Below are 10,267 nucleotides of genomic sequence, written 5' to 3'. Positions count from 1 at the left end.
ACGCCTTGCCATCAACTCAGACGCCTGCAACCGACATATACTGCCCGAGTTATTTTATATCGCCTATTTGTACCTTCGTACCAAGTGCAACTGTTCAATGGGAGTTTTAGAAGTCAATCCACGTCATGCAAAATACTACGAAAAAAAACTTGGATTACACCCTATCGGCCCCACGAGACATTGCTCTCGGGTAGGCGCACCGTCAGTCCTGATGAATGCCGACTTTACCCATCTTGAAGATAGGGTAAAGTCGGCATTCATCAGGAGTACACTGCACGACAAGTTCCATGCGCCGCATTTCTTTTCTAACAGCCATGCCTTGACCCTACCCAGATCCCTGGAAATAGGGGAATTTAATAATGCCATAACCCCCCCCTTGAGAGTTGGTAGGACCCCCCTAACGGCGTTTTTCAGGACAGATGGCGCTGGGTTGGGTGACGGAAAATCTAATAGAGAATCATGATCGTAGCAAGATCTTTCGGTCAGTGGCAGAATCTAATTGCACAGGAGCAACGTAGTAATTGTGCGGATATACAACCAATTAAAATTTATTAGGGGTGTATTGATGAAAGCTCAAAAAAATATTATCGGTCCTACACTGCCACTGTTGGGGCTTGGGCTTCGTGGGGTTTGGATTGACAAGTTTACGTTGGCGTGGTTGAGGTAAATTCATCAAAAATTATTTTCGGTGGAGAACGCCCGTTCACGGTAATAACTGGTCAGACATTTTGTCTGATGAAGAACTTCCGTTGCGCTCAGAATTATTTAGCGCAGAGCAGATGGCGCAGCATGGAAAAACTTGTGCAGCATCGCACCGTTTGGCTTCGGGGTATGGATCGGATCAACTTCTGGCCCGGCTGACGGAAAACGAGAGCGCGCTGGTTGGCGTGTGCAACTTGCTGACGGGGGCGGTAACATCGAAGCGCCGTATTACGCCAGCCGGGGAATGGTTACTCGACAATTTCCATCTCATCGAAGAACAGATCAGAACAGCCAAGAGACACCTGCCGAAGGGGTACAGTCAGGAACTTCCCTGCCTGGCATCCGGCCCATCGGCTGGGTACCCGCGGGTATATGCCATTGCTCTCGAGCTCATTGGGCATGGTGATGGTCGGGTTGATACGGAAAGTCTCTGTAATTTCGTGACCTCCTACCAGACCGTTACGGACCTCAAATTGGGTGAGTTGTGGGCTATCCCGATCATGCTGCGATTGGCAGTCATCGAAAATCTCCGTCGGGTCAGCATACGGATCGCCGCACGGTGGCATGAGCGAGACAGGGCTGATTCCTGGGCGGACAAGATGACGGAGACCGCAGAGAAGGATCCGAAAAGTCTGATTCTCGTGATTTCCGACATGGCACGTTCAAACCCACCCATGGTCAGTCCGTTTGTCTCGGAACTTGCACGCCGATTGCGTGGACGAGGGCCAGCTCTGGCTTTGCCCCTGACCTGGATTGACCAGAGTCTCTCCGAATCAGGACAGACCATCGATCAGTTGGTACAGTCGGAAAACCAGCAGCAAGCTGGCGATCAGGTTTCCATCAGCAATTGTATCGGCAGTCTACGGGTTCTGGTTGCGATGGACTGGCAAGAATTTGTGGAGAACATGAGTGTCGTTGAGCAGATCCTTCGTGAGGACCCTGACGGTGTCTACAGCAGGATGGATTTCTCCACCCGTGATCGTTATCGCCACGCAACAGAAAGGATAGCGAAGAAAGGTCGTCGCACGGAAAGGGAGGTGGCTTCCATAGCCATCGATTTGGCGCGCACCAGTAGTGTATCCACGCTTGTTGAGCGTGCGCGGCATGTCGGCTTTTATCTGATCGACAAGGGAGTGCCGAAGTTGGAGCGTGCGGCCGAAGTTCGCTTCTCCAGATTTGAAACCTTCACGAGAGCGGTGCGTCGGCACCCCTTGTGCCTCTATCTGGGCGGCATCGCTCTGATCGCAATGACACTCACGGGGATCTTGTCATTTCAAGCAGTTGCCAATGGAATGCCGGCTTGGATGCTGGCGCCCCTCTGTATTCTATTGCTGCTGGTTTCCAGCCAACTGTCCGTGGCCTTGATGAACTGGCTGGCAACATTACGGGTAAAGCCCGAAGGGTTGCCAAAAATGGACTTCTCCAAAGGAATCCCTCCGGGCTTCCGAACGTTGGTGGTAGTTCCTTCACTCCTGACGAGCGTTCAGGATATCGAGAAACTGGTTGAAGCACTGGAAGTCAGATTTTTAGCAAACCGCGATGATCACCTGCATTTTGGCCTATTGACGGATTATTGTGATGCACCACAGGAATTTCTCCCGGAAGACAGTTCCCTGGTACAACGGGTACATACGCGAATAATCGAACTAAATGAAAAATACAGCAGTGTCGGTGATGGAACCAAGAGCAATATTTTCTTTCTGTTCCATCGTCCGAGACGATGGAACCCGCAGGAACGGATCTGGATGGGTTACGAACGCAAGCGTGGCAAACTTGCGGACTTGAATGTTCTGCTGCGCAGTAGCGAGTCGGGTGTTTCCGGGGATACTTTTTCACTCGTCGTCGGGGATGTCTCGATTCTGTCCGGTGTGAAGTTTGTCATAACTCTCGATGCAGATACACAGTTACCGCGCGATGCTGCATGCCAGTTTGTTGCAACGATGGCGCATCCGCTCAACCATGCTCACTATGATGAAAAAAAACAGCGCGTGACGGAAGGCTACGGCATTCTGCAACCGCGTGTGGCGATCAGCATTCCCGGAGTGAACCGATCACATTACGCCCGACTGTACGGAGGTGAACCCGGGATTGACCCCTACACCCGCGTCGTTTCCGACGTCTATCAAGACCTTTTCGGAGAGGGTTCGTTCATCGGCAAAGGTATATACGAGGTCGATGTTTTCGAGCGCGCACTCAGTGGACGCTTTCCGGAGAATCGTATCCTCAGCCACGATCTTCTTGAAGGGTGTTATGCGCGGGCAGGGTTATTGAGCGATGTACAGTTGTATGAAAGTTATCCATTGCGTTACAGCGCCGATGTAAGTCGCCGTCACCGCTGGATACGCGGAGATTGGCAGATTGCGGGATGGCTGCTGCGCTATGTGCCCAAAAACCGGGCGGGTGACACCCGTTGCAATCGAAAGAATAGGCTATCTCGATTGTCGCAATGGAAATTGTTCGACAATCTTCGGCGTAGCCTCGTCCCTCCGGCATTGGTATTGCTGTTGTTGTTGGGGTGGATGCTACTGCCGTGGGCCTGGTTGTGGACCTTGTCAGTTCTGGGTAGTTTATTGATTCCTATATTTTTTTCTTCGGTCTTCGACCTGTTTCGCAAACCAGAAGAGGTGTTGTTGAGGCAGCATCTCAGGGCAGTTACTCGCTCGGTTACTCGACGTTTTATGCAAGCCGGATTTGAGCTTACGTGCCTCCCCTATGAAGCGTTTTTCAGTTTGGATGCCATTGGGCGCACGACTTGGCGGATCTTGGTGACACACAGACGACTGCTGGAATGGAATCCCTCCTTTGAAGTCGATCAAAAGTTGGATAAACAGGAGCACAGTGATCTCATTTCCTGCTTCCGGGAGATGTGGATTTCCCCCGTGGTTGCCGTTTCAGCGGCGATTACCTTGATCGCATCGACCCCTGCAGTGCTGGTGCCGGCAGGGCCGATTTTATTCTTGTGGAGCATCTCGCCCGTCATTGCTTGGTGGATAAGCCTTCCTCTGGCACGTCGCAAGGCCGCCTTGACGAATGAACAAATGCTTTTCCTGCGCATGCTTGCACGCAAGACCTGGGCCTTTTTTGACCACTTTGTGGGGGAGGAAGACCATTGGCTCCCTCCCGACAACTTTCAGGAGTATCGTCCTGTCTCGGTGGCTCATCGCACATCACCGACCAATATCGGGTTGGCGCTATTAGCCAATCTGTCCGCCTATGATTTCGGATATATTTCGGCTGGAAAACTGATCGAACGCACGAACGATACCCTGCGTACGATGGAAGGTTTGCAGCGTTATCGAGGGCACTTCTACAACTGGTATGACACGTTGACTCTACAACCGCTGCTGCCCTTGTACGTATCGACGGTGGATAGCGGAAATCTGGCTGGCCATTTGCTGACGTTGCGTGCAGGTTTGCGCGTTCTTGCGGATGACAGAGTTTTTGGAATGAAATTGTTGGATGGTCTGCAAGATACCCTGATGATTTTTTTGGATACGATGAATGGGAATTCTGCGGATCTGATGGCAGAGTTGCGGAATGAACTGGAAACTCTGGCCGCTGCACCACCCAACACTACTGGGGAACTGCGCGCGTATCTATTGCGGTTGGAGGCTGGTGTTTTCATGCTCGTCAAGGGAGCCGAGGTCGATACCGAGGGAGAGAGCGAATCGTCCTGGTGGGGGCAGGCCCTGACCCGTCAAATCCGCGCAATCCTGGATGAGTTGAACCATCTCATTCCGTGGGTTTTGCTGCCGGAAGTACCGGGTGGGTTGGAAGCGTTTGCAGATCTGGATAGAATTCCGACATTACGTGAACTGGCACGGTTGGACGAAGATCTGCGTTCGGTTATCGAGTTTTGGCTCAATGAGGGACTCACTCCTTCCCAGCACGATTGGCTCACCGACTTACAACGGCAGATTGGCAAAGGGAGCCTGCGTGCCAGAAACAGGATGGCTACCATCGAATCCCTGATCTTTCAATCCGAAGATCTAGCCCGCATGGAGTATGAATTCCTGTTCGACAGGAGGCGCCATTTATTGACCATTGGCTATAATGTGAGTGAGCGGCGGGTGGACCCGGGTCACTACGATCTGCTGGCTTCCGAGGTGCGTTTGTGCTGTTTCGTGGCCATTGCACAAGGGCAACTACCGCAAGAAGTCTGGTTTTCTCTGGGGCGTCTACTGACTGCTGCCGGAGGGGAACCGGTTCTCTTGTCGTGGAGCGGTTCGATGTTCGAGTACCTGATGCCGCTCCTGGTCATGCCCACCTATGATAATACCTTGCTCGATCAGACCTGCAAGGCGGCAGTGAGCAGTCAGATCGAGTATGGAAGGCAACTCGGCGTGCCTTGGGGTATGTCGGAATCGTGCTACAACACGGTGGATGTGCACCTCAATTATCAATACCGTGCCTTCGGCATACCTGGCCTGGGGCTAAAGCGTGGACTGGCCGAGGATACGGTCATCGCTCCTTACGCCTCGATGTTGGCGCTGATGGTTGCACCTGAGGAGGCGTGCGTGAATCTGCAACTTCTCTCGACCGAAAGGCTGATCGGGCGGTTCGGTTTCTTTGAGGCAATAGATTACACGCCGGCACGGCAACTACGTGGACAAGCCGGTACGGTGGTCAGATCCTTCATGGCCCACCATCAGGGAATGAGTTTGCTCTCTTTGGCCTATCTGATTCTGGACCGGCCGATGCAGCGGAGGTTTGAATCGGAGCGGATGTTTCAGGCGGTTATGCCCCTACTCCAGGAGCGAATTCCCAAGGCCACGGGGTTGTTTTCACATACGACGCAACTATTAGGTGCTCGTTCGGTGTCGGTTGCCACGGAGATGCCGGTTCGTGTCTACGGAACGCCTGACACGCCGGTACCCGAGGTTCAGTTGCTATCCAATGGTCGTTACCATGTGATGATTACCAGTGCTGGCGGTGGTTACAGTCGCTGGAAAGACATTGCTGTTCTGCGTTGGCGTGAAGACAGCACCTGCGACAATTGGGGTTTGTTCTGCTACATCCGCGCAGTGGCGAGCGGGGTATTCTGGTCGACGGCGTATCAACCGACGCTCAAGCGTCCCAAGAGTTATGAAGCGATTTTCTCCGAAGGCCGCGCCGAGTTTCGTCGTCGTGATTTTATCGGGGTGGACGACGGCGATTTCGAAACGCATACCGAGATCGTTGTCTCACCGGAAGATGATATCGAATTACGCCGGACCCGCATCATCAACCGGTCGCGACAAAGCAAGGAAATAGAGATCACCAGTTATGGCGAAGTGGTGATCGCTTCACCGGCTGCGGATACGCTCCATCCAGCCTTCAGTAATTTGTTCGTGCAGACGGAAATCTTGCGGGAACGTCATGCGATCCTGTGCACGCGTCGTCCCCGTTCTCTTACTGAACAGACACACTGGATGTTTCATTTGATGACTGCCTATGGCGCAAAGATCATCGAAGTGTCCTACGAAACTGATCGCCTGCGCTTCATTGGGCGCGCAAGAAGCGTCGTCAATCCTTTGGCCATGAGCAGCAATTCAGCAGCGCTCTCAGGTACCGATGGCTCGGTGCTGGATCCGATCGTGGCCATCCGTTATCGCATCATGCTCGATCCCGAACAGTCAGTTACCGTGGATATGGTATCCGGCATTGGTGACAACCGGGATATGGTCTTGAATTTGATCGATAAGTACCAGGATCGGTACCTCTCCGATCGTGTCTTTGACCTGACCTGGCCTCACAGTCAAGTGGTATTGCGGCAACTGAATGCCACCGATGCTGATGCTCAACTCTATGCAAGACTGGCTGGTTCCATCCTCTACGCCAATGCTTCCTTGCGTATCGATGCGGCCGTAATCATCAGGAATCGTCGTGGTCAGTCAGGTCTGTGGGGTTATGCCATCTCCGGAGATTTGCCAATCGTCCTGCTACAGATCGGAGACGAGGCCAATATCGATCTTGTGCGCCAACTTGTGCAAGGCCATGCTTATTGGCGCATGAAAGGTCTGGCGGTGGACATGGTGATCTGGAATGAAGATCATCTGGGGTACCGTCAACGATTGCAGGAACAGATCATGGGACTGATCGCATCGGGCATCGAAGCCGCTGTGATCGATCGGCCAGGGGGCATATTCGTGAGGACAGCAGAACAGATATCCAGTGAGGACCGTATTCTGCTTCAGTCGGTTGCGCGCATCATCCTCACGGATGGACAAGGAACGCTGGCGGAACAACTTGGTCGTCGCAGCCTTGTGGTACCGCGCATGCCTAGGTTCAAGCCGACACGTCTGCAGGATCCCGATATTTCTCCCGATATTGTGATGCCGCGCACGGATCTGACTCTGTTCAATGGATTGGGAGGTTTTACTCCGGACGGACATGAATATGTCATTGTGCTTGAGTCTGGCGCAGTGACGCCCGCACCCTGGGCGAATGTTCTGGCCAACCCATATTTTGGAACGGTCCTGTCGGAAAGCGGGGTTGCTTATACCTGGAGTGAAAACGCGCATGAATTTCGTTTGACACCGTGGTACAACGACCCGGTGGGTGATTTGAGCGGAGAAGCGCTTTATCTTCGTGACGAAGAATCCGGATATTTCTGGTCACCCACCCCGCTCCCTGTTCGTGCATCGGCACCTTATGTTGTCCGCCATGGATTTGGTTACAGTGTTTTCGAACATAGATCGGGCGGGATTTACTCGGAGTTGTGGGTTTACGTGGCGATGGACTCTTCCGTCAAGTTTTCCGTATTGAAAGTGAGAAATGAATCAGGCCGTACGCGCAAACTCTCGGCCACTGGCTATGTCGAGTGGGTGCTGGGAGATCTTCGTGAAAAATCGGCCATGCATGTTGCCACTGAAATCAATGTACGGAACGGCGCACTATATGCGCGCAACCCCTACAACACAGAGTTTGCCGACCGTGTAGCCTTCTTTGATGTGGATGACGCTGCGCGCGGAGTAACTGGTAACCGCATGGAATTCATTGGACGCAATGGTTCACTGAAAAATCCTGCAGCCATGCATCGGTCAGGCCTTTCAGGCAAAGTGGGGGCTGCTCTGGATCCTTGCGCCGCGCTTCAGGTGAATTTCGATCTGGCCGACGGACAACAGCGTGATATCGTGTTCCGACTTGGGGTTGGTCGTAATGTCGAGGAGGCTGACCAACTCGTGCAGCGGTTTCGCGGTGATTTGGCTGCACGCAGTGTGCTCGAAGGGGTGTGGCACCACTGGAACCACACATTGGGTGCGGTACAAGTCGAAACGCCTGATGCATCCCTGAATATACTCGTCAATGGCTGGTTGGTCTACCAGACATTGGCTTGCCGTCTTTGGGCTCGTAGCGGTTACTACCAATCGGGGGGTGCCTTTGGTTTTCGCGACCAATTACAGGATGTGATGGCGCTCGTTCATGCCGAACCAGAGTTGGTGCGCGAACATTTACTTTTATGCGCGAGTCATCAGTTCGAGGAAGGAGATGTACAGCACTGGTGGCATCCACCATCCGGTCGAGGGGTGCGTACCCATTGCTCGGACGATTATCTCTGGCTCCCTTTGGCGGTCTGCCGTTATGTGACGAGTACGGGAGACCGGGGTGTGCTGGATGAACTAGTGCCTTTCCTGGAAGGTCGATCCATCGGACCCGAAGACGATTCCTACTACGACTTGCCTGGGCAGTCCACCGATGTGGCCAGCCTTTATCAGCACTGTGTCCGGGCCATCCGGCGGGGAATGAATTTCGGCGAACACGGATTGCCTCTGATCGGTTCCGGCGATTGGAACGACGGCATGAATCTGGTGGGAATACATGGCAAGGGCGAAAGTATCTGGTTGGGGTTTTTTCAGTGTGAAGTGCTCAGGCAGTTTGCTGCAATAGCAGAGGCGTATGGGGACTCCGCATTTGCAGACCTATGCCGGGAGACGCGAGTTCGGCTGAGCGTCAGTATTGATGAGCAGGGTTGGGATGGAGAATGGTACTTGCGTGCTTACTTTGACGATGGTACTCCTCTAGGATCCGGGAGCAATGAGGAATGCCAGATCGATTCGATTTCTCAAAGTTGGTCCGTGCTGTCCGGGGCAGGGGACCCAATTCGTTCCAGAAAAGCCATGAATGCCCTGGACGAACGGCTCCTACGGCGCTCTGACGCACTCATTCAATTGCTTGACCCACCTTTCGACAAGTCGAACCTGAATCCGGGATATATTCGTGGGTACACCCCCGGAGTGAGAGAAAACGGGGGGCAGTACACCCATGGGGCCGTCTGGGCTGCCATGGCCTTTGCCGAATTGGGTGATGTCAAGCGTGCATGGGAGTTGTTGACCATGATCAACCCGATAAACCATACGAACTCAGCCGAAAAAAACGCGGTCTATAAAGCGGAACCCTACGTCATCGCCGCGGATGTTTATGCCAGTACACCCCATACCGGTCGTGGGGGATGGAGTTGGTATACGGGTTCAGCAGGCTGGATGTATCGGCTGGTTGTGGAATCCTTGCTGGGTCTCAGGGTCAAGGGGGACACGTTGAGTTTTTCTCCTCGCATGCCCGCAGGTTGGCAGTCCTTCAAGATGCACTACCGGTATCGCGAGACTGTCTATCACATCACTGTATCGCAAATGCGTGCCAATGATGATCCATCGAGTACCGGGGTGAAGGTGACGTTAGATGGTGTCGATCAAGGGGACGGAATCATTTCCATGGTTGATGATCATTGCGATCATCTGGTGGAAATAATGGCTTTGACCTCTTTATCCAACTGAAGCAAGGATGGGCATATCTGCCTGCATTTACCCTCTGGGGCACAACCGTTTCGAAAAAAAACCGCATTGATCAAGGCGTGCGTTACCGCACAGAGTTTTTTTGACCCAAGAGCGACAATCATACGACATGCAGTAAGTCGTACCCAGGTTTTTGGAGTGTGAATCTGCCCGAGTTAGTGGGCAGGCCGAGGAGTTTCAATTTGTCATCTGGTCTGGAGTAGAAAAAATGCTCGAAACTGTTGCAGTCATCTTGATTGTCCTCTGGTTACTGGGTATAGTTTCCTCGTATACCATGGGCGGGTTCATACACATTCTCCTGGTCGTGGCGATTGTGGTGATATTGATACGCGTTGTTCAGGGTCGTCGCCTGTAGTGTGGCTCCTGTTGATTTTTTCCTTCAGCACACTGCGGGTCAGGGCTTTGAATTTTTTGGCCATAAAAGAATAGGAATTCACCATGAACACGATAGAGTTGGAACCAGAGAAAAGCATGAAAAAATTATCCGATGAAGTCACCAAGGAGCAACTGATTGCTGATTTCATGGTGGTATTAGCGGATGCCGAAGCGTTGCTGAAAGTTTCTGCCAATCAGGGTGGCGAAAAACTGGCTGAGGTTCGCGCCAAGGCTGAAGAGTCATTCAGAATGATGAAAGCCAAGATGTCTGGGACGCAGGATCTACTGCTTGCCAAAACCAAAACGGCCACTGATGCAACGGACGCTTACGTTCACGATAATCCTTGGAGCGCCATCGGCGTTTCTGCCGGTATTGGCCTGTTGATCGGCTTGCTCATTGGTCGTCGCTAAACAGGGCG

The 10,267-nt window shown here is 52.8% G+C and carries 4 protein-coding genes; all 4 read left to right on the top strand.

Annotated features, from left to right (window positions below):
• Positions 1–10: 10 nt before the first annotated feature.
• The 4 genes from IV91_RS19630 to IV91_RS0100410 all read left to right on the top strand — a co-directional run bounded on the left by IV91_RS19630 (position 11) and on the right by IV91_RS0100410 (position 10,259).
• Entirely contained in the window at positions 11–463 is a 453-nt protein-coding gene (locus IV91_RS19630) for an N-acyl amino acid synthase FeeM domain-containing protein (RefSeq protein WP_411463574.1), read from the top strand.
• A gap of 316 nt (positions 464–779) precedes the next feature.
• Positions 780–9,455 (top strand): GH36-type glycosyl hydrolase domain-containing protein, encoded by an 8,676-nt coding sequence (locus tag IV91_RS0100420; protein WP_084189806.1) that lies wholly within the window; start codon positions 780–782, stop codon positions 9,453–9,455.
• A 226-nt stretch (positions 9,456–9,681) separates the two neighbouring features.
• Positions 9,682–9,828 (top strand): lmo0937 family membrane protein, encoded by a 147-nt coding sequence (locus IV91_RS19625; protein WP_150112328.1) that lies wholly within the window; start codon positions 9,682–9,684, stop codon positions 9,826–9,828.
• A gap of 116 nt (positions 9,829–9,944) precedes the next feature.
• A complete protein-coding gene (locus IV91_RS0100410) occupies positions 9,945–10,259 on the top strand; it encodes an ElaB/YgaM/YqjD family protein (protein ID WP_031595131.1) in 315 nt (104 codons plus the stop codon).
• Positions 10,260–10,267 lie beyond the last annotated feature (8 nt).

Source organism: Ferrovum myxofaciens (genome assembly GCF_000735045.1).
GTDB classification, from domain to species: domain Bacteria; phylum Pseudomonadota; class Gammaproteobacteria; order Burkholderiales; family Ferrovaceae; genus Ferrovum; species Ferrovum myxofaciens.
Note: the sequence above shows the minus strand (reverse complement) of the source record. Positions and strands in the feature narration are given on the sequence as shown.

Coding starts and splice junctions, on each gene's coding strand:
- IV91_RS0100420 (WP_084189806.1), top strand. CDS start 780: ATGGCGCAGCATGGAAAAACTTGTGCAGCATCGCACCGTTTGGCTTCG.
- IV91_RS19625 (WP_150112328.1), top strand. CDS start 9,682: ATGCTCGAAACTGTTGCAGTCATCTTGATTGTCCTCTGGTTACTGGGT.
- IV91_RS0100410 (WP_031595131.1), top strand. CDS start 9,945: ATGAAAAAATTATCCGATGAAGTCACCAAGGAGCAACTGATTGCTGAT.